Genomic DNA, 26,842 nt, shown 5'->3' with positions numbered 1-26,842 from the left:
CTGATTTTCCCTGATAAACCCTGTGTAACAACTACAATTAATTTACCTTACAAACGCCATCGCCACCCCGCCATCGACGTTCAGCACGTTGCCGGTCGATTTGCTCAGCAAACCACCCACGAAGGCGAAACACGCATTGGCGATGTCGTCGGGCAGGATGATTTCGTTCAGCAGCGTCCGTTTGGCGTAGTAGGCGGGCAGTTCTTCCACCGTCACGCCGTAGGCTTTGGCCCGGCCTTCCGCCCAGGCACCCGCCCAGATTTTGCTGTCGGAGATCACCGCATCCGGATTAACCACGTTGACCCGGATATGGTCTTTACCCAGTTCGGCGGCATTCAGGCGGCTCAGGTGCAACTGGGCGGCTTTGGCCGAACCGTAGCCCGCGTTGTTGGGGCCGGACACCAGGCCGTTTTTGCTGGCAATGTTAATCACATCACCGCCCAGTTTTTGCTTCCGCATGATTTCCACGCCTTTCTGGGTGACCAGAAACTGGCCTTTCACCAGCACATCGTACAACAAATCCCAGTCTTTTTCGGTATGCTCTTCAATCGGTTTCGAGATCGACAACCCGGCGCAGTTGACCACAATATCCACCCCGCCGAACGAGAGCGCAGCCGCATCGAACGCCTTGCTGATGGTGTCGGCGCTGGTCACATCGAGGCCCACCGCCGTGTGCGTATCCCGGCCGTATTGCTGACGGAACTCTTCATTCGCACCATTTAGCCGCTCGGGATCGTTGTCGTTGATGACCACCACGGCCCCTTCGGCCACGAACCGTTTGGCGATGGCTTTCCCGATGCCGCCCGCGCTCCCGGTGATCAGGGCGATTTTGCCCGACAGCGGTTTCGGTTTCGGCATCCGCTGGAGTTTGGCTTCTTCCAGCAGCCAGTATTCAATGTCGAAAGCTTCCTGACGCGGCAGTGAGGTGTATTCCGAAATGGCTTCGGCCCCCTTCATGACGTTGATGGCGTTGGTATAAAACTCAGCCGCCACCCGCGCCGTTTGTTTGTCTTTAGCAAACGAGAACATGCCCACGCCCGGCCACAGAATAATCACCGGATTCTTGTCGCGAATCGCCGGGCTGTTCGGGTGTTTGCAGGTTTCGTAATACTGCTCGTACATGGCCCGGTAGGCTTCAAAAGCCGGGCTCAGTTTTTCCTGAATGGCGGCCGTATTCGTCACGTCCTCGTCGGGCGTCAGGTCGAGCACCAGCGGGCTGATTTTGGTCCGCAGGAAGTGGTCGGGGCAGGAGGTGCCCAGCGGAGCGAGCCGCTCCAGATCATTCGAGTTGATAAACTCCAGCACGCGCTCGTCGTCCGTAAAGTGGCCGATCATCGAGGTGCGGTTCGAGCAGAAACCGCGCAACACCGGTGCTAGTGTGGAGGCCTGTTGCCGACGGGCTTCCTGATCGAGACTTTGCAGTTTGGCACCCCCAAAAACCGGGCGGTTTTTTCCGTAGTTTTCTTCCAGGTATTCCGCGCATTTTTCGATGACTTCCAGCGTATTGATGTAGCTTTCGTAAGCCGTATCACCCCAGGTGAACAAACCGTGCGAACCCAGCATGATGCCCCGGATGCCCGGATTCTGTTCCAGGCATTCGTTCAGTTTCAATCCCAGATCAAAACCGGGCCGCTGCCAGTCGACCCAGCCGATGGCACCGTCGAACAGTTCCTGCGTAATGCGTTTGCCGTCTTTGGCGGCTGCGATGGCAATGGCGGCATCGGGGTGCAGGTGATCGATGTGGGCAAACGGCAGAAAACCGTGCAGGGGCGTATCGATGGACGGCGCTTTCGACGCCAGATCGAAAATGCAGTGGTTGAACAACTCGACCATCTCATCTTCGAATTCGATCCCCCGATAAATGTTTTTCAAGCTGCGCAGCCGATCCACATACAGAGCCGCCAGACCGCTCCGCTTCATCGTACCGAGATCGCCCCCGGAACCTTTGATCCACATCACCTCGGTGTCGTTGCCCGTCAGCGGGTCTTTCGCCATCGTTTTGCAGGAGGTGTTGCCCCCGCCGTAGTTGGTCAGCCGCAGGTCGGCTCCCAGGAGGTTGGAACGATAGATGAGGAGGGCCACTTCGTCACCGGCCAGTTGGGCGGCTTTGGCTTCGTCCCACAGGTAGCTTACATGACGAAACTCGTTCGCCTGCCGTGTGTTGTTCGTACTGAGCATATCGAATGGATGTCGGAACGCCGACGCGATTGATTCTTCTGAGCCAGGTTATCGATCTTAAAAAGAGGTTTCGACCGGACTTATACCCAAAGATAAACGGCAAGCCCAGGCTGACTTTCATGTACTGTCCTATTTTGTGACCGAAAAATGATTTTTTTGTCTGCCAATTGAAGCGGTTGCAAAATAGAGGATGGTTTTGGCGACAGCAAACTCTTTTTCGCTAATTGTGTTTGTGGAATAAAACCGACCAAAGAACCATGCTGGCTGTTGCCCCCGTAACGCTCTACAAAATAACCCAATCGGCTGATCCTCAAGCGCAGCCCGACCTGCTGGCCGTGGAAGAGCCGCTGGAAATCCGGCTGGGTTTTGGCCCGGCCGACAACCGCCAGCAGCGTACGGTGGCCGTCACGATGCGAACGCCCGGCCACGACGAAGAATTGGCCCTGGGTTTTTTATTTACGGAAAATATCCTCGAAAAACCGGCGCAGGTTGTTTCCGTTCGGCATTGTGTCACGGACTCCGAAAAAAAAGGGAATGTCCTGCGGGTCGAACTCCGGCCGGATGTGCTGATCGACTGGCAGCGGCTCGAACGGCATAGTTTTACGGCCTCCAGTTGCGGAATTTGCGGCAAAACGTCGATCGACGCGGTGCAGGCCGTTTGCCAGACGCCCGTTGTGGCTGGTTTTCAGATCGCGCCGGAACTCATTCACAATTTACCCGAAAAACTCCGGGAAACACAGCGGGCTTTTGCTCACACGGGCGGGTTGCACGCAGCCGCCTTGTTCGACGAAACCGGGTGCTTATTGCTGGTGCGGGAAGATATCGGGCGGCACAACGCCCTCGATAAGCTCATCGGGGCGGCTTTCTGGCAGGGTTGGCTTCCGCTGAGCCGGTTTGGCGTACTGGTCAGCGGCCGCATCGGGTTCGAACTGGTGCAGAAAAGCTGGATGGCGGGCGTTCCGATGCTGGCGGCCGTGGGTGCACCGTCGAGCCTGGCCGTCGAGCTGGCGAAAGGAGCGGGGATGACGCTGCTCGGTTTTGTCCGTGATAACCGATTCAATCAATACAGTTAATCCTGTCAGGGCAATAAATCAAATCCATGAAACTCGCTCCCAACGCCCTAAACGGCCTGAAAATTACGAAGCCGACCGAAACCGCTGCCGGACTGACCGCCGTGACGGTTTCCTTTCAACACGTTTTCCGGCATACCGATCTTGTGCGGGGCTGGAAAGCTTTGTACCACCTTAACCAGAAAGACGGCTACGACTGCCCGAGTTGCGCCTGGCCCGATCCTGACCACGACCGCTCGACGATTGCCGAGTATTGCGAAAACGGCGCGAAAGCCGTGGCCGAGGAGGTGATGACTAAACACACGGCCTCGCCGGTTTTGTTTCAGCGGTATTCGGTGGCCGAACTCTTGCAAAAAGACGATTTCTGGCTTGGGCAACAAGGTCGCCTGACGCAGCCGCTGGTGATTCGGAAAGGACAAACGCATTACGAGCCGATTGGCTGGGAGGACGCCTTTCACTTAATCGCCGATCATCTGAATACCCTGGCGTCGCCGGATGAAGCGGTTTTTTATACCTCTGGTCGGACCAGCAACGAAGCCGCTTTTCTGTACCAGCTTTTTGTCCGTCAGTTCGGCACGAACAACCTGCCCGATTGCTCGAATATGTGCCACGAATCGACCTCGGTGGCGCTGGCCGAAACGCTCGGGCTGGGCAAGGCGTCGATTGTCTACGAAGATTTCGAAAAGGCCGAGGTGATTATGATCATGGGCCAGAATCCGGGCACCAACGCGCCCCGGATGCTGACCCCGCTCGAACAGGCCAAGCGCAACGGCGCGACCATCATTGCCGTCAATCCGCTGGTCGAAACCGGGTTGGTGGCCTTCAAGTATCCGCAGAGCCCCCGCGATATGCTGCTCGGGGGCCAGAAGCTGACCGATCTGTACCTGCAAATCCGCATCAATTCGGACCTGGCGTTTCTGAAAGCGGTTTGCAAACTGCTGCTGGAAGAAGAAAAGAAAACGCCCGGCCTGGTCATCAATGCGCCGTTTATTGAGAAGTATACCACGGGTTATCAGGCGTTTATCGAGAATCTGGAAGCGTATGACGTGGGCGAACTGGTGGCCGAATGCGGGTTATCGATGGAGCAGGTGCAGCAAACCGTCGAGCTGCTCAAACACAAAAAGAAGATCATCATTTGCTGGGCGATGGGCCTGACGCAGCACCGCAATGCCGTCGAGACGATCAATGAAGTGATCAATTTGTTGCTTTTGAAAGGCAGCATCGGCATTGAAGGGGGAGGAGCCGCCCCGATTCGCGGGCACAGCAACGTGCAGGGCGACCGGACGATGGGCATCTGGGAACGGCCGAAACCTGAATTTCTGGACAAATTAAAAACCGTCTTCGGCTTCGAGCCTCCGCGCAAACCCGGTTTCAGCGTCGTCGAAGCCGTGCAGGCCATGCACGAGGGCCGGGCGAAGGTATTTTTCGGGATGGGCGGCAATTTCCTGATGGCGGTTTCCGATACGAACTACACCGCCGAAGCCCTGCAACGCTGCCAACTGACGGTTCAGGTATCGACCAAACTAAACCGCAGCCACCTGATTCACGGCGAAACGGCCCTGATTCTACCGTGTCTGGCCCGCTCTGACCGCGACGAGCAGGCATCCGGCGACCAGTTTGTAACCACCGAAGCCACCACCGGCGTGGTGCAACATTCCAAAGGGATGCTCGAACCGGTTTCCAAACACCTCAAAAGTGAACCCGCTATCGTGGCCGGGCTGGCAAAGGCGGTTTTCCAAAACCGGCCAACGCCCATCAACTGGGATCAGCTCGTCAGCAATTACGACCACATCCGCGATCTGATCGAGCAGGTTGTTCCCGGTTTTGAGCGGTACAACGAACGTGTGCGGAAGCCGGGCGGTTTTTATTTGCCTAATGGCCCCCGCGAACGAAAATTTACAACCAAAGACGGCAAAGCGCATTTTACCGTCAATACCCCCGACCGCATCGCCCTGCAACCCGACGAGTTGTTGCTGATGACGATTCGCAGCCACGACCAGTTCAATACCACCGTTTACGGCCGTGACGACCGTTACCGGGGCATTCACAACGAACGGCGCGTGGTGTTGCTGCACGCCGACGACATCGCCGACCGGGGGCTGAAACCGCAGCAGGTGGTCAATTTGCAAAGCCGGTACGACGGCAACATCCGCACCGCCGAACGGTTTGTCGTCGTGCCCTACAACATTCCGCGCGGGTGTGCGGCTGCTTATTTCCCGGAAACCAACGTCCTGCTGCCCATCGACCAGGTGGCCAAAGGAAGCCTGACGCCTACCTCGAAGTCGATTGTGATTACGGTAACTTTGCCTGCGGCAGAAAAAACCGGAAAAGCGGGGAACCAGGAAACGGACGGGACGCACCGGTAATTCAATCCCGGTTTTTTGGAATCGGGATTTTCCCTTCCTTACTTTGGATTTTCACTCGAATACAACGATCAAATGTCTACTGTTTTACTGACCGGCGGGGCCGGTGGGCTGGGCCGCTCGGTGACCCGGCAGTTGCTGAGCAAGGGCCATACCGTCGTGGCAACCCTCGAACCGGGTGGTCACACGCTCGATCCGCAACCGAATCTGTTTCCGCACGCCCTCGACCTGACCGACGAAGCCGGTTGCCGGCAACTCGTGCAGCAGGTCGCGGCTGACCACGGCGGTATCGACGCGGCCATTCTGCTGGTAGGCGGTTTTGCGATGGGATCCCTTTCCGAAACCAACTTTGCAGACATCGAAAAAATGTTCCGAATCAATTTCCAAACGGCCTACCAGGTGGCCCGCCCGGTTTTTGAACAGATGAGCCAGCAACCCGGAGGTGGACGGTTGGTGCTGGTGGGTGCCCGTCCGGCGCTGGTACCGTCGGCGGGGCAGCATATGGTGGCCTATGCGTTGTCGAAATCGTTGGTCATCCAGTTGTCTGAACTCATCAATGCCGCCGGGAAGAGTAAAAATATCGTGTCGACCGTCCTGGTGCCGAGCACCATCGATACGCCCGCCAACCGCGAAGCCATGCCCGATGCCGACCCCGATAATTGGGTAAAGCCCGACGACATCGCCGAACTGGTGGATTTCGTGACGTTTGGGCCGGGCAAGATCCTGCGGGAGCCGGTTTTGAAAGTGTATAATAAAGCCTGATGCTACACCAAATCCGAATGCGTTTTCTTTACGCTTCGGTGAATTATTCATGATGAATCTCCGAAACTCTTTTTCTTATTTCCTGAACCGGAAAACCGTTGGTGGGGGTCTGCTATGGTTGACGCTTCTGCCAGCAATCGCTCAGAAACCGTCGGCCATCTGGTACCGGCAACCCGCCCGCAACTGGAACGAAGCCTTGCCGGTAGGCAACGGTCGGCTGGGCGCGATGGTGTTTGGCCGACCTGCCGACGAATTGATCCAACTAAACGAATCCTCGCTCTGGTCGGGCGGGCCGGTCGACCGCAATCCCAATCCGGGCGTGGCGAAGTACCTGCCCGAAATCCGGGAAGCGCTGTTTCGGGAAGATTACAACGAAGCCGCCAAACTGACCCAGAAAATGCAGGGCCTGTATACGGAAGCCTACCAGCCGCTGGGTGATTTGCTCCTGAAGCAAGCATTGACCGGACAACCGACGGAATACCGCCGTGAACTGAACATTGAGAATGCCAGCGCAACCACGCGGTTTCGGGTCGATGGTGTGACGTATACGCGCGAAATCTTCGTGTCGGCACCCGATCAGGTGATGGTGCTGCGGCTGACGGCCGACAAAAAAGGAGCCTTGAACATGACGGCGGCCACCCGGAATCCGCACCCGGTTACGAAGTTGGTAATGGGCCGGGATGAACTGGTCGTGCGCGGCAAAGCCCCCGCCCATGCCGACCCTAATTACGTGGATTACAACCCCAAACCGGTTATTTACGACGATCCGGCCGGATGCCGGGGCATGCGCTTCGACTGGCGCGTGAAAGTCCGCTCGACTGACGGGATGGTTTCTGCCGATACGGCTGGAATTCGGATTCAGAACGCTTCGGAAGCGGTTTTGCTGCTGACGGCGGCCACGAGCTTCAACGGGTTCGATAAATGCCCCGACCGCGAAGGCCGGGACGAAAAACAACTGGCCGACGGCTACCTGAAGAAAGCCCTGGCGAAATCGGTGGACGGTTTGCGCCGGGATCACGTGGCGGATTATCAGCGGTATTTCAACCGGGTCAAGTTGACGTTGGGAACCTCGCCCTCAGCCCTGAATTTGCCCATGGATGAGCGCTTGCAGCGGTACGCCGAAGAGGCCGCAGACCCGGAGCTGGAAAGCCTTTATTTTCAGTTCGGACGGTATTTGCTGATTTCGAGTTCACGGCCCGGCGGAGTTCCGGCCAACTTGCAGGGACTCTGGAACCCAATGGTGCGCCCGCCCTGGAGCAGCAACTACACGACCAACATCAACACCGAAATGAACTATTGGCCCGCCGAAATGGTGAACCTGTCGGAACTGCACACGCCCCTGCTCGACTGGATTCAGTACATGGCGGTTACGGGTCGGGAAACCACGAAGAACTTTTACAACGCCCGGGGCTGGACGGTTCACCACAACTCCGACCTCTGGGGGACGAGCAATCCGGTCGGCGACAAGGGCAAGGGCAGTCCGTCCTGGGCTAATTGGGCCGTCGGCGGGGCCTGGTTGAGCCAGCATTTGTTCGACCATTACCAGTTTACGGGGGATAAAAAATACCTGCGCGACTACGCGTATCCGCTTCTGAAAGATGCGGCTCTGTTTTGTCTCGACTGGCTGGTGGAAGACAAGCAGGGGCGTCTGGTCACGGCCCCTTCAACTTCCCCGGAAAACGTTTTTGTCACCGATCAGGGCGTCAAACAATCCGTTTCGGTGGCCACGACGATGGACATGGGCCTGATTTGGGATCTGTTCACGAACGTCATTCAGGCATCGGAACAACTGGGCGTTGATGCGGAGTTGCGGAAGGAGTTGTCGGAAAAGAAAAAGAAGCTGTTTCCGTTGCAGGTTGGCAAAAACGGCAACTTGCAGGAGTGGTACAAAGACTGGCAGGATGAAGATCCGCAACACCGGCATGTTTCACACCTGTACGTGCTGCATCCTGGCCGGGAGATTTCGCCCCTGACGACGCCGAAGCTGGCCGATGCCGCCCGGAAAACCCTCGAAATCCGGGGGGATGGCGGTACGGGCTGGAGCAAATCCTGGAAAATTAACTTCTGGGCGCGGCTGCACGACGGCAACCATGCTTACAAACTGTTGCGCGAACTGCTGAAACTGACCGGCATGGAAGGCACCGACTACGCCAAAGGGGGCGGTACGTACCCGAATCTGTTCTGCGCCCACCCGCCGTTTCAGATCGACGGTAATTTCGGTGGCACCTCGGGCATGGGCGAAATGCTGCTGCAAAGCCACGATGGTTTGCTGAACCTGCTGCCCGCCCGACCCGACGCCTGGGCAATTGGCGAGGTGAAAGGGCTGAAAGCGCGCGGGGGTTACGAATTGGATATGGACTGGCAGAGCGGCAAGCTGACCCGTGTGGTGGTTCGCTCGACCCTGGGCGGGAATTGCCGGTTGCGGGTGACAACTCCGTTGAAATCGAGTGGCAAAACCGGTTTGAAAACCGCTACGGGCAACAATCCGAATCCGTTCTACGAACTGCCGGAAAACCAGTACCAAACCACGTCGCCCGAAACCTCCGGCAACGGCGTCTGGGCCTACGACCTGCCGACCGAAGCCGGGAAAGAATATATCTTGCTGAGTGCCAATTGATGATTTAGTTGTAAACCCTTTAATCTGATAGTCCATGAAAACCCTGAAATGCCTGTTCTTCTCCCTGCTTGTGGCCGGAACGGCGCTGGCGACTGATCCCGGAACGGTGAAAAAAGACGAAAAACAAGCCGTTGAACAGGCCGTCGAGAAACTGCGGAAAGCCATTCTGGATGCCGACAAATCGGCCCTCGAAGCGATCACGACCGATCAGTTGACCTACGGTCACTCGAACGGGTTGCTGGAAGACAAAACCGCCTTTATCAAAGCGCTGGTCAGTGGCGATTCGGATTTTACCACGCTGGACCTGACGGAGCAAACCATAACCGTGGTGGATAACACGGCCTGGGTACGGCACAAGCTGGCGGGCAACACCAACAACAAAGGCGTCGCCGGAAGCGCCAAACTGGCGGTTTTGCTCGTCTGGGTGAAACAGAAAGGCGACTGGAAACTGCTCGCCCGCCAGGCCGTCAAGATTTAACGTACCCACGGACTTCAGTCCGTGTTTTGAGTAAATATGACCATTTAGATGGAAAAAACTCCCAAAAACACGGACTAAAGTCCGTGGGTACGAAGGAGCCGGTCGATGGTGGCGGCTATGCGGTTGACTTTCCCGTCGTCGGTTTTGGCGGCATCGATCCAGTCAAAGCAGGCTTGCTGTTCTTCAGCTGTGAAGCGTAGAAACGTTTGGTGAGCGGCTGGCTCATCTTCCAGGCAAAGCAGCAAATCGCGGGGCACCTCAATGGGCGGGCGTTCGGTGAAAAGCGTAATGTGGACCCAATCCCCGGCTTCTTTCCCGATTTTCTTCCGGATTTCGGCTTTGATCGCCAGGAACAACCGGCCGTTGCCCATCGGCATCAGCGTGCAGTTCCGAAGCTCATACGCATCAATCCGACCGCTTACTTTGACCCAGTTGAAATACGTTTTTTTGTCCGGAACAATTTCCGGAATAGCGGCATAGGTCCAGCCCCCTTTTCCGGGAAATTTTTCGAGCCGGTACGGGCCGTCGACCAGCGGTTTTTCCATGATTGAGGAAAGGAAACGATTCGGTAAACCACCAAAGATAGAAAGAACCGGATCGTTCCCTCAATTCCAAACGCGGAAAGTTTCGTTACTGACGGCTATTCAGTGCCAGCAGGGCGTCGGCTGGTGACGACCGGAAAAGCTGGTAGATATCGGCGGTAGCCCCCACATGAATTTCCTGCGTGTCGGTTTCCAGGGCCCGTAGCAGGTCTTCGGCCACCACCGTCGGCGAAATTCCGTTTGCTCCGCCAATAGCCTCCGAAAACTCGGTATTGACCAGCGGGGGCATCAGTTCAAACACCTTGATGGCTGTGTCTTTGGCAAGCGTGAACCGCAGGGCCTGAGTGTAGGAGTGCAGCGCGGCTTTGCTGGCGGCATAGGTGGCCAGGACGTGGTTGGGCACAAAGGCAACAATCGATGAGACGTTGACAAAGGCCGCTTCGGGCTGTTTTTTCAGCAGCGGCAGAAGCTTCTCGGTCAACCGGACAATCGACAGATAGTTGGTCGAAATTTCCTCGGCGGCTTTGTCGGTGGCCTGCACGCCGTCTTCGGACAGTAAATAATAGAACGCCCGACCGGCGTTGTTCACCACCAGATTCAGCGTCGGAAACTCCCGGTGCAAACGTTCGACCAACTGCTCGACGTCTTCGGGCTTGCTTACATCGGATACAATAGCCGTGGCATTGGGCAATTGCGCAGCGGCTTTCTGCAAACGTTCGGCGTTGCGACCGGTGATAATGACCTGATTACCGGTTTTGGCAAACAGTTTGGCAATTTCGAAACCGATCCCGGCGCTCCCGCCGGTGATCAATACGGTGTTGTTCTGTGTTTTCATGCGTTTAATTGATTAGGGATGATTTGTTATATACCGATCGGTATATCGTTGGGTAAAAAAATTAAGGACTCGTAGTTGTGTCAATTTCGCGCACCAGCTTGCGGGCGGTTTCCAAAACCGCATCCAGGTGAAGCGGTTTCCGCGTCGTTCGGGCGATGAAAATACCACCCTGGATCAGGGCCAGAATGGTTGTGGCAACCTGCTCCGGATCAGCCTCGGCCCGAAATTCCCGGGCGGTTATGCCTTGCTGAATCAGGGCCGCAAGCTCCCGTTGCGTTTCGAGCAATTCTTCGGCGACCCGTTGCCGCAGCGGCTCGTGGGTGTCGTCGGCTTCGGTGCCCGCATTCAGTAGAGGGCAACCGCCTTCCGGAAAAACGTGGATCTCGGCGCTGCTAAACAAGTCGATGAAAGCCAGGAGCTTGTCGCGATGGCTGGCGGCTTTGCCGAGTCGCTCCTGAATAATGTTGGCCCGTCGCTCGGCGTTGAAATTGAAAACCGCCAGGGCAACGTCATCTTTATTCTCAAAATTCCCGTAAATGCTCCCCTTCGTGAGCCGCGTGGCTTCGGTTAGATCCGACAGCGACGTACCGGCGTACCCCTTCTTGTTGAAAATACCGGCGGTCGTTTCAATAATGAACTGGCGGGTGGTTTCGGATCGGGGTGTAAATTTCATGACGCAAATATATACCGATCGGTATATGAATTCCAAGCACTTTTTCATTTATTTTCATTTTTGCCCGTTACACGCTCAGATGGAGCAAAAGTCACGTTTGAATGGTATGTTTGCTGAAGAGTTCCACGGGTTTGCTGGGTTACGATTCGACACCACCAATTTCAAACTCTGTTCGGAATCCCTTGCATTACTCCCACCCGTTTCAGTATTAAACTTAATTAGCAGTATGAAGCTACTATTCCTTATTCTCTCTTTAGTGTCCATACCGCTCTCCACGTATGCCCAAACAAAAGAGATCGCCAATCTTCCTGCCAGTAGTCCGGAGGAGGCCGGTTTCAACAAAGATTCTATTCATGCCCTTACTGATACCCTTTCCAAATTCAGGCAAAGAGATTTCCGGGGATTGATTGTTATTAAAAACAATAAACTTGTCCTGGAGAATTACTACAATACGTTTTGGCGAAATCACATACACGATATCCGGTCGGCCGGAAAAAGTATTACTGCCTTGCTCCTGGGTGTGGCGATCAAAGACGGATTGGTAAGAAACGTAGATCAGGATGTTTATTCGTTCTTTCCGAAGGAGAAGTACCCGGCTATGCACGAAGATTATAAAAAGGTGAAGCTGATTCATCTGCTGAATATGGTTTCAGGCTTAGATGCCGATTCGGATAACCCTAAAACGCCCGGTAGTGAAGGCAAATGGATCGCAAAGGACGAATGGGTAAAGTATTTGTTAAGCGTTCCTTTATCCAGGAAGCCAGGTGAAAAATGGGTCTATGCCGATATTAATGCTGTGTTGATTGGAGCGATCATCGAAGAAAAATCAGGGATGAGCCTGCGGGATTTTGCCAGGCAAAAAGTTTTTGACCCGCTGGAAATCAACGAGTTTTACTGGTACACTAATGCCGCAAATCAGACGGGCGCTGCTGGCAATCTTTACCTTTCCACGCTTGACTTTGCAAAGTTGGGTTTGTTGGTGGCTAATAAAGGAAAATGGGGGAATCAGCAATTAGCCGATCCTGATTATATGAATCGGTTGTTGAATGAACACTCTACTGCCATAGGTAATTATAATCCGCTGGCGGACGAATACGGGATGCTCTGGTACAGATCAAGCAGAACGTTTGGCAAAAGAAAAGTAAACTATCTCTGGGCATCCGGAAATGGCGGAAATCATTTGGTGATTGTTCCCCAAGAAAATATGGTCATCGCCATGACGTCTGGTGCATATGGCAACTGGTACCCCCATCAGAGGGCCTATTTTATCCTTAGTAAGGTCGTACAGGCCTTGGAAAAAAAAGAGTAAACATCATCCGTTTGGGCATCTGGTGGCTGAAGGGCCTGTGTAAACCAGGGGACTGCTAACAGGCTGGACAAGCGGTTCGGTGGAGCGTCAACGTATGTTCCGGTCAGTTTCTGACCAATGGTGCAAACCACTGGATCGCCGGGCAAGTTACTAACCCTTCAATAACTCGTCTCCTCCAGCTTGACTTTTCCCCGGAATGTCCAAAAAACAAAAACCGTGTAGGTCAGCACCAACGGCATGCCGATGGCGGCAAAGAGCAGCATCGTGCGCAGGGAGCCGTCGGTCGAAGCGGCTTCGTAAATGCTGATGTGGCCGCGCGCGTCGGTTTTCGACAGCACCAGGTTTGGGTACAGGCCCGACGCAAACAGCACCAGCAGCAGGGCCGTGGTGATGCCCGACGAGATGAAACCGCGCAAGTACCGTCGTTGCTCGATCATTCGACGCATGTTCAGCACAATCAGCACAGCCGACAGTGGCAGGGCAAACATCACCGGGTATTTGTGAAAAATGGCTTCCATGTGCGGCACGTAAATGAGCGTCGCCATGGAGGCCGTGATGAAACAGAGAATGAAAAATTTGCTTGTCTGGTTGATCAGAATGGTCATTTTGGCATACAGCCGGTCTTCGGTTTTCATGGCGAGGTACATGGCCCCGTGCAGCATGAACAAGGACAAAACCGTGACGGATATCAGCAGGGCGTAGGGGTTGAAAAAGTCCCGCAGCCGTCCGACAAACTGGTGATCTTTGTCCAGCGGGATTCCCTGGATCAGATTCCCCAGAATCAGCCCGAACAACAGGGCAATCGTGGTGCTCGACAGGCAGTAACTCACATCCCAGAAGGTGCGCCACCATTTCATTTCTTCCTTGCTCCGGAACTCAATCGAGATGGCGCGGAAAATGATGGCCACCAACAGCAAAATAAACGGCAGATAGAAAACCGACAAAAGGGTTCCGTACACGAGCGGAAAAGCCGCAAACAACGCCCCCGCGCCGATCACGAGCCAGACTTCGTTGCCATCCCAGACCGGCCCGATGGCGTTCAGGGCAATCCGGCGGCTTTGTTCCTTCCGGAAAAACAGGTGCAGCGCCCCCGCCCCCAGATCAAAACCGTCGAGAATACCGTACCCGCTGATGAGCGCACCAATCAGCAAAAACCACCAGGTGGGAAGATCAAGACCGAGCAGGGTGTCCATAGTCAATGAGTGAATGAGCGAATGAGTGATTGAGTGAATAGCTCTGCCATTTTCTGCTTCCTGCGAAGCTATTCACTCAATCACTCATTCGCTCATTCACAATTAAATGGGTGATAGATTGAGTTTCGAGTCCGGCGTCTCCGGGTCGTCCTCGCTCACGTCCGGGCCGTGCTGGATTTTTTTGTTCAGCAGGTAAATGAACAGAACGAACAGGACGACGTAGACGAACGTAAACAGCAGGAGCGAGATCAGAACGTGCTCGGCTTTGACGGCTTCCGAAAGCGCATCCGACGTGCGGAGCAGCCCGTACACGACCCAGGGCTGCCGACCCACCTCGGCCGTGTACCAGCCGACCTGATTGGCGATCTGCGGCAGCAACACCGCCCCGACAAAAACCACCATCAGCCAGCGCGTTTCGAAAAGCTTTTTTCGGTACAACAGGAAAAGTGCCAGCCAGCACAAGCCGATGAGTGTCATGCCTATGCCCACCATCAGGTGATAGGTCTGAAAGACGAAATTCACGGCGGTCGGGCGGTTTTCGGGTTTGAAGCTGTTGAGACCGGGAATCGGTTTTTGAAAATCCTGATGCACCAGAAACGACAAACCGCCCGGTATTTTCAGGCCCGTCGTCTGCTGCTTTTCGGCATCGACCCAGCCGAAGAGGTACATATCCGCCGGAGCAGATGCGTCAAAATGCCCTTCCATCGTCGCCAGTTTGGCCGGTTGGTGTTTCGTCACGACTTCGGCGGATTTGTGGCCGGTAAACAACTGCCCCAGCGACGAAATAGCCGCCACCCACAGGGCAATCCGGAAGGCTTTTTGCGAATGCTCCACGTAACGCCGTTGCAGGATGTACCAGGCACTGACGCTCAGGACCAGAAACGAACCCGCCAGAAACGCCCCAATCAACACGTGCGAATACCGTTCGAGGGACGACGGATTCAGTACCATTTGCCAGAAATCGGTCACCACAGCCCGGGCTTTCATCCCTTCGCCCTCTATGCGGTAACCCGCCGGGGTTTGCTGCCAGGAGTTGGCCACCACAATCCAGAGTGCCGAAAACATGGACCCCAGGGCCACCAAAACCGTCGACAGAAAGTGAACGCGGGGGCTGACGCGATTCCAGCCGAAAATTAGAATGCCCAGAAAAGCCGATTCGAGGGCAAACGCAAAAATTCCTTCGGCGGCCAGGGCGCTGCCAAAAATATCGCCGACGTAACGGGAATACACCGCCCAGTTCGTGCCAAACTCAAATTCCATCACGATGCCGGTGGCGACGCCGATGCCGAAAATGAGCGCGAAAATCCGGACCCAAAACCGGGTCAGTTCTTCGTAAACCTTGTCTTTGGTCTTCAGATACAAGCCTTCCATGAACACCAGGCAGACGCCAAGGCCAATGCTCAGGGGCGGATAGATGTAGTGGAACGCAATCGTGAAGGCAAACTGAATGCGGGAAAGTAACTCAACGTTGTCCATAACCGGAGAGGAGTTATGAGTTAAGAATTAAGAGTTAAGAGTTGAGGGGGGAGGTCACAGTAGTCATTCTTAATTCTTAACTCTTTTGCTTGCAAGGTACAGTAGAAGTGGACATGAAAGGTTGGTTTGGAACAAGATTTAAAAAGAAAAAGAGTTATTTCTCAGAGTTGAGCGGAGAAGATCAGAGGTAAGCAGAGAAAAAAACTCCGCTAAACTCTGTTGTCGCTCGCGTGTGGTGAGTGACAACAGCTCATAGTCCTGGTTTTCACGGTCGTCCCTAATTTATTCAGTCCGGAGGTTTTTTGTTGGATTTGCCTGAGCGGCCCGGTACGTGCGGATTCCAATGGTTAGACTGCCTAAAATGACCAATAAGCCGCAGCAAAGACCAAACGTTTCAAAACCGATGGAAACCCGGTAGGCGAAATTGCTCAGAAGTGCATTTCCTGCTATGTAGCCCAAAGGATAAGCTATCAGAAAGGCAATCAGCAGAAGTTTTATAAAATCCCAGGACAGGAGGTTGAAAAGCTGAAACACCGTAGCTCCCATTACTTTTCGAATGCCTATTTCCTTGACTCGCAGTTGTGTTGTGTATGTCACCATTCCCAACAAGCCCAGGCTGTCATCCAGCCATAACGTACGTCCAATCGCTTCCGTCGGGCTGCCCAGGCGAAATGCTCCAACGGCTTTTTCATTGATTAAAACCAACCGGCCCGGGCGTTGATGGGGAACGGTTCCCGTCATGTTGGGGAAATTCTGGCCGGCCACAAGCGATAAGTTCATGGTTTGAACAAAATTGGTATCTACGGCAACCTGCACCGTTCGGGCAGAATCATGTCCATACCGTTCATTTTTCACATATCGTAACTCGTTCAGCTCGCTTAACAACGCCGAAGTGGCCGTTACCCGCTCGACGCCGGTTACCTGACGCAATTCGTTGCTAAGTCGTTGTTGTTGAACGCGATTACTGAGCGGAATCGTTAACAGGCGTTCACGTCGGAATCCATAATCGGCCGTTGAGAAGAAATGAAATTGTCGTGATAGGGTTACCAGCACCATCATGACGATCAGGGAGATGGTGAACTGAGCAACAATCAACGCTTTCCGAAAAGATAGCCCCCGGATCACCCGTAAGCCGGAATAACTCCGGAACACCTGGGCAGGCTCAATGCCGGACAAAATCCGGGCCGGTGCCCAACCCGCCAGGACGCCAGCCAGCAGGGAAAACCCAATTAACAACATCCAGAGACGGAAGTCCCATGCCAGTTCGGAGAGCAGCCATAAACGCACCACGGGCATTGGCCGGATGACCACCGCCATGCCATACGCTAATGCTAAGGCCAGCAGGGCGACACCGACCGATTCTGTCATGAATTGACCCATAACCTGCCATCGGAATGCCCCAACCACCTTCCGCACACCCACCTCGCGGGCTCGGCCGATGGATCGCGCCAGCGTTAGATTCACGTAATTAAAACCGGCTAAAAGTAAGGTTACCAGACCCACAAAAAACTCGCCTATCAGATCGCCATAGTGTTTTTCATTGACCATCCGCCGACTGAGTAATTCGGGTGACGGAGAGAGTTGGGAAAGGGCTTGCGGCCGAAAGTGATAGGGAAGCCGGTTCTCGGAAAGCCGGTTTTCGTTTATCCGTTTGATGAGGGAGGAGAGGACCTGCTGAAGGTGATCCGGCGGAATTAAAGGTTTCAATAGGACATAGGTAAAACCATTGGTGTATTTTTGCCAGTCTCGATTGTCAGTTTGTTGAACACCTTGCTGTAGGGTACTCAGGGAAAGAAGTAAATCAAATTTGAAATGGGAGTTGACGGGCACTTCCGCCAATACGCCTGTAATGGTGATGAGGCCTAGTGTTTCGTGGTGGAAGACCTTGCCGACCGGATTCGTGGTTCCGAAGTAACGATTGGCGGTTTGGGGACTAATAACCGCCGTTAATGGTTCCGTGGCCAGTCGCCCGGTAGCGAGTTGAAAATGAAACAGGCTGAAAAAACCGGGATCAACGGCCAGAGCCGTCACGTCAAGCCGTTTGTCATTACCCGTTAGCGAGGTTGGAAAGTTGACGACGCGGGCCGTCTCTTCGATGCCTGGATAGTCTTTCTTCAGGGTTGAGGCCAAACCCATCGGGGAGGTCGCAAAAGACGTTGGGCCCTTCGTCGGACTCATAACGTCGGTAATTATTCGATAGATGCGGTCGCGTTTCGGATGAAAAGCATCATACTCGAACACCGCTTTAATATGGGCAATGGCCAGAAAACATACCGTCAATCCCGAGGCAAAGCCGAAGATGTTGATGGCGGAAAATAGCTTATGTTTCCACAAATTGCGCAGGGCGATTTTACAATAATTCTGGAACATAGGATAAAACCGGTTTGACCTTAAACTTCGCTATTTTCCACCGGATTAGTATTAAAAAAGAAAAAGAGTTATTTCGCAGAGTTGAGCGGAGAAGAAAGGAGTTTAGCGGAGGTAAGCAGAGAAAAACCTCCGCTAAACTCCTTTCTTCTCCGCTCAACTCTGCGAAATAACTTTTAAGTCAAACGAATATGCGTCCTTACATCCTTGCCGAAGCCAACTGGAAACACATCCACGACCACCCCATCGAACTGGCGATTCTGCCCTGGGGAGCCACCGAAGCCCATAATTACCACCTGCCCTACGCCACCGACGTGATCGAAGCCGACACGATTGCCGCTGAATCGGCGCGGCTGGCCTGGGAGCAGGGGGCAAAGGTGATGGTGCTGCCCACGATTCCGTTTGGCGTCAACACCGGCCAGACGGACATCTTGCTGGATATCAACCTGTATCCGAGCACACAGAAAATGATTCTGAACGACATCATCGAAGTCCTGAACCGACAGGGCATTCAGAAACTCCTGATTCTGAACAGCCACGGCGGCAATGATTTCAAAACCATGCTGCGTGAACTGGGCGTTCAGTATCCGACCATGTTTCTGACGACCTGCTCCTGGTTCAACGCGCTCGATAAAACCCGGTATTTCGACGAACCCAAAGGCGACCACGCCGACGAGATGGAAACCAGCCTGTTACTGCACCTCCGCCCGGATCTGGTACTGCCGCTGGACGAAGCGGGCGACGGCGCGGCTAAAAAATGGAAGGTGCAAGCCCTGCGCGAAGGCTGGGCCTGGGCCGAGCGCAAATGGTCGCTGGTGACGGCCGACACGGGCATCGGAAACCCCAGGGCCGCTACGGCCGAAAAAGGCAAACGGTATTTCGAGGATGTGACCCGGAAACTGAGCGGCTTGCTCGTGGAGCTGGCAAAGCTGGACGTGACGGACTTATACGAATAAAACCGCCCGACCACCCTTCAAGCCGGTTTTGGCCGGAGGGGAGCCGGGCGGTTTTTAGAAACAGGAAGCGGTTATTTTTTGGCCGTATACATCACCCGCCAGACTTTGCCTTTGACCGAATCCGTGATGTACAACGATCCGTCCGGCCCCTGTGCCAGCCCCATCGGGCGGTGTTTGGCGTCGCCGGGGCTGGCCAGGTCGAGTTTTCCGGCGTTCACATTCGTGCCCGGTTTGCCCTGTTCGTCCACGCCCGCGAAGTTTTCGGCAAACACCTCGTACTTACCCGACGGTTTTCCGTCTTTGCCGAACGGCACAAACGCCACAAAATAACCACCCTGCTTCAGCGGAGCACGGTTCCAGGAACCGTGGAAGCAGATGAAAGCCCCGTTTTTGTATTTGCTGGGGAATTGGTTGCCGGTGTAAAACAGCACGTCGTTGGGTGCCCAGTGACCCGGGAAGGCCATGATCGGCTTGTCTTTTCCGGCGCAGCGGTCGACGATTTTGCCGTCACCACCGTATTCGGGAGCCAGTATTTTTTTGTTTTGTTCGTGATCATTGTAGCAATACGGCCAGCCGAAATCCGACCCTTTTTTGACCATCAGAAACTCCTCCGACGGCAGTTCGGCGCTTACCTCGTCGGTAAACATACCGCCCCAGTTGTTGAGGTTGTCGCGGCCATGTTGCAGGGCGTAGAGGGTGTTGCTGGCGGTGTTCCAATCGATAGCTACAGCGTTACGAATGCCGGTCGCGTAACGGACGCCATCGCTTTGCTTCTGATTCGGTTTGTTAGCATCAAATTCCCAGATACCGCCGTACTCTTCCAGAATGGGGCAGGGCTCCATGCCTTTCGAGCCTTTCTGCCGGTCTTTTTCCTGGCAGGCATTCGAGGGTGCCCCGAACGTAACGTATAGTTTGCCAGCGGGTGAAAAGGCCAGGGGCTTCGAGGCATGCTGCCGCTGAAAGGTCAGGCCGACCACAATCGGTTCCGGTTTTGTCTCCGGATCGACCATGCCGTTGGTCATCTTGTAGCGATACACCGACGTATCGGATGAAGCATACAGGTAGCCGTTGTAAATCGCCATCCCGGTTCCGGCGTAGTTGCCAAACGCGAGTGTTTTATCGGCTTTTCCGTCGCCGTTGGTATCCCGCAATTCAACAATGCCCTTGCCGTCTTTCAGCCGATTGAGTTTGACAAAAACCGTCCCGTTGGCGTCGACGGCGATGTGCCGGGCGGAGCCCAGGTTGTCGGCAACGGTGAGCGCACCAAAACCGGTCGTGAGTTTCAATCCACCGTTGTCGGGGTCCGGAGCGGGCAGAACGGCGGTTTTTCGGCCGGAAGGATCAGCGGGAGTGTAGTCTTTGCGGGGAATAAAAGCCCACCCCAGGAGGGCGAATAGGACCTCGGTCAGCAGCCACAACCGGGTCTTGTACTGGAACAGTTGTTTCATGAAAATAAAGGATTTACGGGCTATGGTTGGAATTGCTGAAATATAAGAACAGAATGCATTATTTTTACACGCTTATCTCGTTAACCGCACCAAGTCGTGTTTGGTTTCGGGTAAAAAAAGCGGATATTCCCTTTTACAAAAAGTAACCGCCATGCCTACAACGGATACCGGTTGCTTACACACTGAAACAGAACGTAGTAAATGACTTCCCTTGCAAGATGGCTCAACCGGGGCGCGGCTCTGCTGTTACTGACGGGCGCGGTGCCGGTTGGGGCCCAGACCCTTGATGAATCGCTAACTCCTTTACCAACCGATCGCCTGTCGTCCGTGCCCGCTAACTGGAAACCGGCCTCGTCGATTATGGTCAATCCGTTGAAATCCGACAGTAAACTAAAACCCGGCACGGGCGTGCTGGTTGGAACGCCCGGCCAGCCGGTGACGTTGCTGACCAACGCCAGTGATGTCCGGCTGGTGCTGGAGGTCATCCTGTCGCCGGGTGCGGAAGCAACCTTGTCGTTTGGCCCAACGGGCATCCGGCTGGCCGATACCTGGGGGAGTCCGGAGGTCAACACCGCTACGTTCGGGACCATCGAAGGCAATGCCACGTTGTTGCCTCTCCAGAACGCGGTGAAAGCACCTGGCTTGTGGCAACCGTTGGAGGTTCAGCTTCAAAGCAGCGGTCAGGGACCGGCTACGTTGGAAAAAATGGCGCTCAATGGTGTTGTATTGCACGAAAACCTGGTGTTACCCCGAAGATCTGGTGGAACCCCAGGCACCGTCATGCTGAATGTCAAGAACGGTGTTGTGGCAGTGCGGAACGTTGGCTACCAATTGATTACCGACCGGCCCGTTGCGAAACTGGCGAATGTGCGGTATAAACTGTACGAAAACCGGACCGAGACCACCTCGCCCGCTGAACTGGCGAACCTGAAGCTGGTAAAAGAAGATACCGTTTCGACGGTCACCTATGAAGTGTCCTTTGGTCAGCCACGCTGGCACGGGATTGTTTACACGGGCGATCTGGTAGTCGATAAAACCGGGCCCTATACGGTGGCCTTGCAGCAGGGCGGTTTTGCGTCGCTGCAAATCGACGGCAAGGAAGTGATTGCCAATCAACGGCTCGATCTGGGCTACATGAATACCGCCAAAGTCGAACTGACGGCCGGAAAACATCCGTTTACCCTGTTCTTTGGGCGATCGTGGCCCCGGCCGGGTCTGGGCTTCTTTATTTCGGCCCCGGATACCAAATTTCAGGCTTTGCATACGCGGGCGTCGCTGCCCGAACCCGATCCGGTCGGTGCGATAACGGTTGAACCTAGCGCCAAACCGTCGGTGATCCGCTCGTTTGTCAATTTTGGCCCGAAAAAGAAAACGCATTGTATTTCTGTCGGTAGCCCAACCGGTCTGAACTATACCGTCGATCTGAACCAGGGCGCTTTGTTGCAGGTTTGGCGCGGACCGTTTGCGGATGTGACCGAAATGTGGTACGAACGAGGAGAACCGCAATTGCTCAAGCCGATGGGCACACTGGCGGTTTTGTCGGCCCAGAGTCCGCTGGCGTTGCTGGCCAATGCAACGCAATACTGGCCCGATAGCCTGTCGGACAGCGAGTTTAAATACACTGGCCTGACCATGGATAAGCAGAGTTATCCGATTCCGCATTACCGGCTTCGCGATCTGGACATTACGGATGCGGTTTTGCCCAATACCGACGGTAAATCGTTTACGCGCACCCTAACGGTGAAAGGTCCGGAAAACGAGTCGCTCTACTGCCGCCTGGCGACGGGGTCGACGCTGGAAGAAGTGACCAAGGGCCTGTATTCCGTCGATGGAAAGTATTACGTACGAATCGATTCCAAACTGAAACCGACGATCCGGACCAGCTCCGGACGGCAGGAATTGGTGATGCCGGTCAGCGTAAAGGGCGGCTCGACCACGATTCAGTATTCTTACATTTGGTAAAAGCGCATGGAAACTCCAATTTCATGGGCGGATTTCGAAAAGGTGGAAATGGCTGTCGGCACAATCATCGCCGTCGATCCTTTTCCGGAGGCCCGAAAACCGGCGTACAAACTAACGCTCGATTTTGGTCCCAAAGGCATCAAACGGTCGTCGGCGCAATTGACGAAGCTCTACAAACCCGCCGATCTGCTGGGGATGCAGGTGGTAGCAGTGATTAACTTCCCGCCGAAACAGATTGCGACGTTCATGAGCGAATGCCTTGTTCTGGGTGCATTGGGTAAAGAAGGTGAAGTGACCCTGTTGCAAACCGAACGTAAAACTGAGAATGGCTCCCGAATTGCTTAGTTACTAGAAATCATGAAAAATAAACTTTCTTTTCTCTTTTTCTCCCTTTTCCTGTCCTCTTTCGCGATGGCACAACGCCCGTTGACGGAAGATGACTATTACCGACTGATTACCGTGCCCGTGCCCGAAGGGATTCAACTCGAAGTGGGCGGAATGGCCGTGTTGCCCGACGGTCGGCTGGGGGTTTCCACGCGCCGGGGCGAGGTCTGGCTGATCAGCAATCCGTACATGAAAGGCAGTCGGCAGCCGCAGTATAAGCGGTTTGCCTACGGTCTGCACGAACCGCTCGGGCTGGCTTACCACAAAGGCGCTTTGTACGCAACCCAGCGGGGCGAACTGACCAAAATGATGGATACCGATGGCGACGGCGAAGCCAATGAATACCAGTCCATCGTAAAATGGCCATTGTCCGGTAATTACCACGAATATTCGTACGGGCCGGTCTTTTTGCCGGACGGCGATATGCTCATTACGCTCAACCTTGGTTGGATTGGGCGCGGAGCCAGCCTGGCCAAATGGCGCGGGTGGATGCTGAAAGTGAACGAAAAAGGGGAAGTCAAACCCTGGGCTACGGGGCTGCGCTCTCCGTCGAGTTACCGGGCTTTGCGCGACGGCAGCATTTTTTACACTGAAAACCAGGGCGACTGGGTTGGTTCCGGCCGGATGACTCACCTCGAACTGGGCGATTTTGCCGGCAATCCGGAAGGGTTGAAATGGACTTCCGAGCCGGGCTCACCCCTGAAATTGAAGCCGGAAGACGTACCGAGCACGGGCAAACCGATGCACGAAGTAGCCAAAACCGTCCCGAATCTGAAAGTTCCGGCTATCTGGTTTCCGCATACGCTGATGGGAATTTCGACCTCCGACATTCTGGAAGACACAACCGCCAGCCGGTTTGGCCCGTTCGATGGGCAACTCTTCGTCGGCGACCAGGGGCACAGCAAGGTGATGCGCGTTTTCCTGGAAAAAGTCAATGGCGAGTACCAGGGTGCCTGTTTCCCGTTCCGCTCCGGTTTTCAGTCGGGTATTTTGCGGATGGCCTGGGGGCTGGATGGCTCCATGTTTGTCGGGCAAACCAGCCGGGGCTGGTCGGCCACCGGCAAAGACCCGTTCGGGGTGCAGCGCCTGGTCTGGACCGGCCAGACACCGTTCGAAATGAAAGCGATTCGCTCGATGCCCGACGGTTTTGAAGTTGAATTCACATTGCCGGTTGACAAGAAAACCGCCGAAGATCCGGCCTCTTACAGCCTGAACAGCTTTACGTACAAATACCACCGAACCTACGGAAGCCCGATTGAGAACGCCCGTCCGGTTCCGATCCGGGGGGTGGTGGTGTCCGAGAATGGCCTGAAAGCACGGATTGTGGCTGATACGGTTCTGCGCGAAGGCTATGTCCACGAAGTAAAGGCCGAAGGGGTCAAATCGACTACCGGGTTGGCGCTCCTGCACAATACCGGGTATTACACCCTGAACGCCATTGCTCCTGGGACGAAACTGGCCATCGCGGCTCCTGCCAAACACAACCATGCCGACATGGCGATGGCTTCGACCAAGGCTGAACCACCGGTTTCGGGTGCGAAAGGGAAAACCGCAGTGAGTGCCAAGCGCGTCACAGAGCAACCCGCCGACTGGACGAACGGCCCGGATCAGGTCATAACGATTGGGACGCTGCCGGGGCTAAAATTCGACAAAACACAGGTGGAGGTGAAAGCCGGAAGCCGTGTGAAATGGATCTTCAATAACAACGACGATATGCTGCACAACTGCGTAATCGTAAAACCGGCCACGGCCAATGCCGTCGGTGACGCAGCGTTGAAACTGAACCTGAATGGTTCCAAAATGCAGTATGTGCCCGTTACGCCGAACGTTCTGTTTCATACAAACCTGATGCAGCCCGAAACCTCGGAGTCGCTCTATTTCGTCGCTCCTGCGACACCGGGTGAGTATCAGTTCGTCTGCACGTTCCCGGGACACGCTTCCCTGATGCAGGGCGTGCTAAAAGTGGTGAAGTAATTCGCATTTTTATAAATTTTTTACGAGTATAGGTGATTAAACAAAGCTTTAATCACCTATTTTTATATCTGTTTATACGCACCCAAGCTTGGAACACTCTTTACCCTCTCACTCTTTACGGAATTTTTTCACAACACTGGTTGGTAAGCCGGGAGAAACTACACTGGAAAGCCGGATATTCAATTCGATGTGCCTAGTGGTAATTCTGGCAATGGTTTATAATATTCCGTTCAATTATTCCATCGGATTAACGGAAGCATCACTTATTTCGCTGGTACTTTTTCTACTCTTTTCGTTTCTTTATTACCTCTCCCGAATAAAAAATAAATTTTATATCAGCATTACTACCGCTGGCATATTGATTAACCTATTGCTAGCGATTAATTATTTTTTTAATGCGGGTGCAGTCGGCTCGTCGTTGCTCCTGTTTATGCTGGTTTATTTTCTGCTAACCATCATTGCCCCTGCGCGGCAATATAGGTTCTGGTTTTGTTTTAATCTGGTTGTCGTATTTGGCCTTTTATCGATCGAATACCTGTATCCTGAATCGATCGTAACGAAGTATACAAATCGTTTGAACCAGATTCTCGATGTGGCATCTACCTATCTGGTCGGGGTAATTCTCATCTACCTGGCCATGCAGTTTTTTAGAAAAGCGTACAGGGCGGAGCAACGCCTGGTGGAACAGAAGTCCCTGGTGCTCGAACAGTTAAATGCCGAAAAAAATAAACTTTTTTCAATCGTTTCACACGATTTGCGCTCCCCACTGGCTTCCGTTCAGCAGTACCTTGAAGTCATTCGGGAAACGGAGTTGAGCATCGATCAGAAAAAACAGATTGAAGCGGAGTTGTTGGCGGTTGTGAGTCATACACAGGAAATGCTTTTCAATTTATTATCGTGGTCGACAACCCAGATGGGCGGTACTAGTGTCAATCTGGGGAAGGTACATGTCGAAGCCGTATTAAAGCCGATTTTGGAGATTTATAAACCGTTGTCAGCTAAAAAAGGAATCGAATTACGGCATTCGATCGATCCGGATTTATGGGTGTTGGCGGATACCAATATGCTGCCTCTTATCGTCCGAAACCTGATTGGTAATGCCATCAAATTTACTCCAGTCGGTGGTTTAATTTCTGTACAAACTACCAAAACGGGCTCCGAATGTCTGATCGCCGTACAGGATAATGGAATCGGTATTGACGCAGCTCATGAAGAAGCTATTTTTTCGCTGAAATCACGATCAACGTTTGGGACAAATCACGAAAAAGGCGTAGGCCTGGGTCTTTATTTGTGTAAGGAATACGCTGAAATTCAGAAAGGGAGACTCTGGTTTGAGAGCCAACAGGGTGCCGGGACCACTTTTTATTTAGCTTTACCACTTACCCGTTAGTAGGTATAGATCAATGGGTAAGTTGCATTCCGGTGTCTGACAAACGGTGGGATTTCAGGCACCGTAATGCTTGTGTAATTAGCTGCTATTTTGGTTTAGTAACCAATCGTAAACCGCTGTCGAATGTGTTGCGGCTGTTCGAGTTCGTCAAGCAGGGCTACCGCCAGATCCTCAACCGAAATTTTGCTTTCACCCTATTCCTCGAAGACGGGTTGCTCTAGATTTTGGCGGAATCGGGCAGTTCGTTCGCCAGGTTCCAGCCTAATGGTCGGACTCAGAAAGGTCCATTCCAGATCCGTTTCCTGTTTCAGAATATTCAGGTAGTCGCGGGCGGCCAGGGCCCCCGGTTTCCATCCGGCCGGGAGTTGGGGCGTATCGACCAGTTGAAGGCCGGGTGCCGCTTCCAGACTACCCGCTCCACCCACTACCAGCAGGCGTTTGACACCGGCTTTTCGGATACCCCGCTGGATGGCCTGCGAACCAGCCAGGAAGTCGTCGTAAAGGTTCGGATTGGTCCAACCCGCATTGTAGGCGCTGACCACCGCATTGTGTCCGGCCACCAGCGTTGTGATTTCCTCTTCATGCTGAGCATCACCTTTCTGAACGGTCAACTGCGGGTCTGAAATCGCTCTGTTTTCGGGATGACGGACAAGGGCCGTGACTGAATGTCTGCGTTGCTGATTTCGTTCCGAATCAAAACCGGGTTGATCTTCATCCTGTCGGCGATTACTTCCGACCGTAAGCGTTTTTGTTGCAGTATCGTAAGAGTCGGAGAAGCTTTTTCCGGAAGGAGAAAAAAAATGCAATCGAGTTGTAGCGTTTCGGCACCCGGGGCCGACTTACCAACGAAAACAACCTCGGAAGG

20 protein-coding genes are annotated in these 26,842 nt (G+C 54.1%); 11 read left to right on the top strand and 9 right to left on the bottom strand.

Translation table 11 applies throughout. The features are described from left to right. Positions 1-42 precede the first annotated feature (42 nt). On the bottom strand, positions 43-2,178 hold the full coding sequence (locus ACO2Q8_RS23290) for a bifunctional aldolase/short-chain dehydrogenase (RefSeq protein ID WP_423347275.1): 2,136 nt from the start codon (positions 2,176-2,178) through the stop codon (positions 43-45). A 257-nt stretch (positions 2,179-2,435) separates the two neighbouring features. On the opposite strand from ACO2Q8_RS23290, the gene fdhD reads away from it, so the two are divergent. The 5 genes from fdhD to ACO2Q8_RS23265 all read left to right on the top strand — a co-directional run bounded on the left by fdhD (position 2,436) and on the right by ACO2Q8_RS23265 (position 9,468). After that, complete coding sequence (gene fdhD, locus ACO2Q8_RS23285; protein ID WP_423347274.1) at positions 2,436-3,251, top strand: formate dehydrogenase accessory sulfurtransferase FdhD; 816 nt, start codon at positions 2,436-2,438, stop codon at positions 3,249-3,251. Positions 3,252-3,277: 26 nt separating this feature from the next. Further along, positions 3,278-5,614 (top strand): FdhF/YdeP family oxidoreductase, encoded by a 2,337-nt coding sequence (locus ACO2Q8_RS23280; RefSeq protein ID WP_423347273.1) that lies wholly within the window; start codon positions 3,278-3,280, stop codon positions 5,612-5,614. Positions 5,615-5,686: 72 nt separating this feature from the next. Further along, on the top strand, positions 5,687-6,373 hold the full coding sequence (locus tag ACO2Q8_RS23275; protein ID WP_423347272.1) for an SDR family NAD(P)-dependent oxidoreductase: 687 nt from the start codon (positions 5,687-5,689) through the stop codon (positions 6,371-6,373). A 49-nt stretch (positions 6,374-6,422) separates the two neighbouring features. Beyond that, entirely contained in the window at positions 6,423-8,990 is a 2,568-nt protein-coding gene (locus ACO2Q8_RS23270) for a glycoside hydrolase family 95 protein (protein ID WP_423347271.1), read from the top strand. A gap of 34 nt (positions 8,991-9,024) precedes the next feature. Beyond that, positions 9,025-9,468 carry a nuclear transport factor 2 family protein gene (locus tag ACO2Q8_RS23265; protein WP_423347270.1) on the top strand — a complete coding sequence of 148 codons (444 nt, stop codon included), beginning with the start codon at positions 9,025-9,027 and terminating at the stop codon, positions 9,466-9,468. A gap of 74 nt (positions 9,469-9,542) precedes the next feature. On the opposite strand, the gene ACO2Q8_RS23260 is transcribed toward ACO2Q8_RS23265, so the two are convergent. The 3 genes from ACO2Q8_RS23260 to ACO2Q8_RS23250 all read right to left on the bottom strand — a co-directional run bounded on the left by ACO2Q8_RS23260 (position 9,543) and on the right by ACO2Q8_RS23250 (position 11,518). Continuing rightward, a complete protein-coding gene (locus ACO2Q8_RS23260; RefSeq protein ID WP_423347269.1) occupies positions 9,543-10,013 on the bottom strand; it encodes a YdeI/OmpD-associated family protein in 471 nt (156 codons plus the stop codon). Between the two features lie 85 nt (positions 10,014-10,098). Beyond that, positions 10,099-10,845 (bottom strand): SDR family oxidoreductase, encoded by a 747-nt coding sequence (locus ACO2Q8_RS23255; protein ID WP_423347268.1) that lies wholly within the window; start codon positions 10,843-10,845, stop codon positions 10,099-10,101. A gap of 61 nt (positions 10,846-10,906) precedes the next feature. Beyond that, positions 10,907-11,518 carry a TetR/AcrR family transcriptional regulator gene (locus ACO2Q8_RS23250; RefSeq protein ID WP_423347267.1) on the bottom strand — a complete coding sequence of 204 codons (612 nt, stop codon included), beginning with the start codon at positions 11,516-11,518 and terminating at the stop codon, positions 10,907-10,909. A 25-nt stretch (positions 11,519-11,543) separates the two neighbouring features. On the opposite strand from ACO2Q8_RS23250, the gene ACO2Q8_RS23245 reads away from it, so the two are divergent. Next, a complete protein-coding gene (locus ACO2Q8_RS23245) occupies positions 11,544-12,827 on the top strand; it encodes a serine hydrolase domain-containing protein (RefSeq protein WP_423347266.1) in 1,284 nt (427 codons plus the stop codon). A gap of 158 nt (positions 12,828-12,985) precedes the next feature. On the opposite strand, the gene cydB is transcribed toward ACO2Q8_RS23245, so the two are convergent. The 3 genes from cydB to ACO2Q8_RS23230 all read right to left on the bottom strand — a co-directional run bounded on the left by cydB (position 12,986) and on the right by ACO2Q8_RS23230 (position 17,866). Next, entirely contained in the window at positions 12,986-14,020 is a 1,035-nt protein-coding gene (gene cydB, locus ACO2Q8_RS23240; RefSeq protein WP_423347265.1) for a cytochrome d ubiquinol oxidase subunit II, read from the bottom strand. A gap of 102 nt (positions 14,021-14,122) precedes the next feature. Beyond that, a complete protein-coding gene (locus tag ACO2Q8_RS23235; protein WP_423347264.1) occupies positions 14,123-15,496 on the bottom strand; it encodes a cytochrome ubiquinol oxidase subunit I in 1,374 nt (457 codons plus the stop codon). A gap of 282 nt (positions 15,497-15,778) precedes the next feature. Continuing rightward, positions 15,779-17,866, bottom strand: coding sequence for an ABC transporter permease (locus ACO2Q8_RS23230; protein WP_423347263.1), 2,088 nt, complete (start codon positions 17,864-17,866; stop codon positions 15,779-15,781). Positions 17,867-18,054: 188 nt separating this feature from the next. Here ACO2Q8_RS23230 and ACO2Q8_RS23225 point away from each other — a divergent pair, with 188 nt between their 5' ends. Continuing rightward, entirely contained in the window at positions 18,055-18,819 is a 765-nt protein-coding gene (locus tag ACO2Q8_RS23225) for a creatininase family protein (RefSeq protein ID WP_423347262.1), read from the top strand. Positions 18,820-18,890: 71 nt separating this feature from the next. Here ACO2Q8_RS23225 and ACO2Q8_RS23220 read toward each other — a convergent pair whose 3' ends face one another. After that, the gene (locus tag ACO2Q8_RS23220) at positions 18,891-20,267 is read right to left on the bottom strand and encodes a PQQ-dependent sugar dehydrogenase (RefSeq protein WP_423347261.1); all 1,377 of its coding nucleotides are present in this window, start codon (positions 20,265-20,267) and stop codon (positions 18,891-18,893) included. Positions 20,268-20,468: 201 nt separating this feature from the next. On the opposite strand from ACO2Q8_RS23220, the gene ACO2Q8_RS23215 reads away from it, so the two are divergent. The 4 genes from ACO2Q8_RS23215 (at position 20,469) to ACO2Q8_RS23200 (ending at position 25,977) form a co-directional block, all read left to right on the top strand. Continuing rightward, complete coding sequence (locus ACO2Q8_RS23215; RefSeq protein WP_423347260.1) at positions 20,469-22,229, top strand: hypothetical protein; 1,761 nt, start codon at positions 20,469-20,471, stop codon at positions 22,227-22,229. 6 nt (positions 22,230-22,235) lie between these two features. Continuing rightward, on the top strand, positions 22,236-22,574 hold the full coding sequence (locus ACO2Q8_RS23210; RefSeq protein ID WP_423347259.1) for a tRNA-binding protein: 339 nt from the start codon (positions 22,236-22,238) through the stop codon (positions 22,572-22,574). Positions 22,575-22,586: 12 nt separating this feature from the next. Next, entirely contained in the window at positions 22,587-24,587 is a 2,001-nt protein-coding gene (locus ACO2Q8_RS23205) for a plastocyanin/azurin family copper-binding protein (protein WP_423347258.1), read from the top strand. 196 nt (positions 24,588-24,783) lie between these two features. After that, the gene (locus ACO2Q8_RS23200; RefSeq protein ID WP_423347257.1) at positions 24,784-25,977 is read left to right on the top strand and encodes a sensor histidine kinase; all 1,194 of its coding nucleotides are present in this window, start codon (positions 24,784-24,786) and stop codon (positions 25,975-25,977) included. A gap of 194 nt (positions 25,978-26,171) precedes the next feature. On the opposite strand, the gene ACO2Q8_RS23195 is transcribed toward ACO2Q8_RS23200, so the two are convergent. After that, positions 26,172-26,783, bottom strand: coding sequence for an NAD(P)-dependent oxidoreductase (locus ACO2Q8_RS23195; RefSeq protein WP_423347256.1), 612 nt, complete (start codon positions 26,781-26,783; stop codon positions 26,172-26,174). Between the last annotated feature and the right edge of the window lie 59 nt (positions 26,784-26,842).

The organism is Larkinella sp. VNQ87 (assembly GCF_049445795.1).
Taxonomy (GTDB): Bacteria; Bacteroidota; Bacteroidia; order Cytophagales; family Spirosomataceae; genus Larkinella.
The sequence above is the reverse complement of the archived record's forward strand: the minus strand, read 5'-3'. Positions and strand labels throughout refer to the sequence as shown.

Bases quoted from the DNA above. Each gene is read 5' to 3' on its own strand.
- ACO2Q8_RS23290 (WP_423347275.1), bottom strand. From the start codon at position 2,178: ATGCTCAGTACGAACAACACACGGCAGGCGAACGAGTTTCGTCATGTA.
- fdhD (WP_423347274.1), top strand. From the start codon at position 2,436: ATGCTGGCTGTTGCCCCCGTAACGCTCTACAAAATAACCCAATCGGCT.
- ACO2Q8_RS23280 (WP_423347273.1), top strand. From the start codon at position 3,278: ATGAAACTCGCTCCCAACGCCCTAAACGGCCTGAAAATTACGAAGCCG.
- ACO2Q8_RS23275 (WP_423347272.1), top strand. From the start codon at position 5,687: ATGTCTACTGTTTTACTGACCGGCGGGGCCGGTGGGCTGGGCCGCTCG.
- ACO2Q8_RS23270 (WP_423347271.1), top strand. From the start codon at position 6,423: ATGATGAATCTCCGAAACTCTTTTTCTTATTTCCTGAACCGGAAAACC.
- ACO2Q8_RS23265 (WP_423347270.1), top strand. From the start codon at position 9,025: ATGAAAACCCTGAAATGCCTGTTCTTCTCCCTGCTTGTGGCCGGAACG.
- ACO2Q8_RS23260 (WP_423347269.1), bottom strand. From the start codon at position 10,013: ATGGAAAAACCGCTGGTCGACGGCCCGTACCGGCTCGAAAAATTTCCC.
- ACO2Q8_RS23255 (WP_423347268.1), bottom strand. From the start codon at position 10,845: ATGAAAACACAGAACAACACCGTATTGATCACCGGCGGGAGCGCCGGG.
- ACO2Q8_RS23250 (WP_423347267.1), bottom strand. From the start codon at position 11,518: ATGAAATTTACACCCCGATCCGAAACCACCCGCCAGTTCATTATTGAA.
- ACO2Q8_RS23245 (WP_423347266.1), top strand. From the start codon at position 11,544: ATGAATTCCAAGCACTTTTTCATTTATTTTCATTTTTGCCCGTTACAC.
- cydB (WP_423347265.1), bottom strand. From the start codon at position 14,020: ATGGACACCCTGCTCGGTCTTGATCTTCCCACCTGGTGGTTTTTGCTG.
- ACO2Q8_RS23235 (WP_423347264.1), bottom strand. From the start codon at position 15,496: ATGGACAACGTTGAGTTACTTTCCCGCATTCAGTTTGCCTTCACGATT.
- ACO2Q8_RS23230 (WP_423347263.1), bottom strand. From the start codon at position 17,866: ATGTTCCAGAATTATTGTAAAATCGCCCTGCGCAATTTGTGGAAACAT.
- ACO2Q8_RS23225 (WP_423347262.1), top strand. From the start codon at position 18,055: ATGCGTCCTTACATCCTTGCCGAAGCCAACTGGAAACACATCCACGAC.
- ACO2Q8_RS23220 (WP_423347261.1), bottom strand. From the start codon at position 20,267: ATGAAACAACTGTTCCAGTACAAGACCCGGTTGTGGCTGCTGACCGAG.
- ACO2Q8_RS23215 (WP_423347260.1), top strand. From the start codon at position 20,469: ATGACTTCCCTTGCAAGATGGCTCAACCGGGGCGCGGCTCTGCTGTTA.
- ACO2Q8_RS23210 (WP_423347259.1), top strand. From the start codon at position 22,236: ATGGAAACTCCAATTTCATGGGCGGATTTCGAAAAGGTGGAAATGGCT.
- ACO2Q8_RS23205 (WP_423347258.1), top strand. From the start codon at position 22,587: ATGAAAAATAAACTTTCTTTTCTCTTTTTCTCCCTTTTCCTGTCCTCT.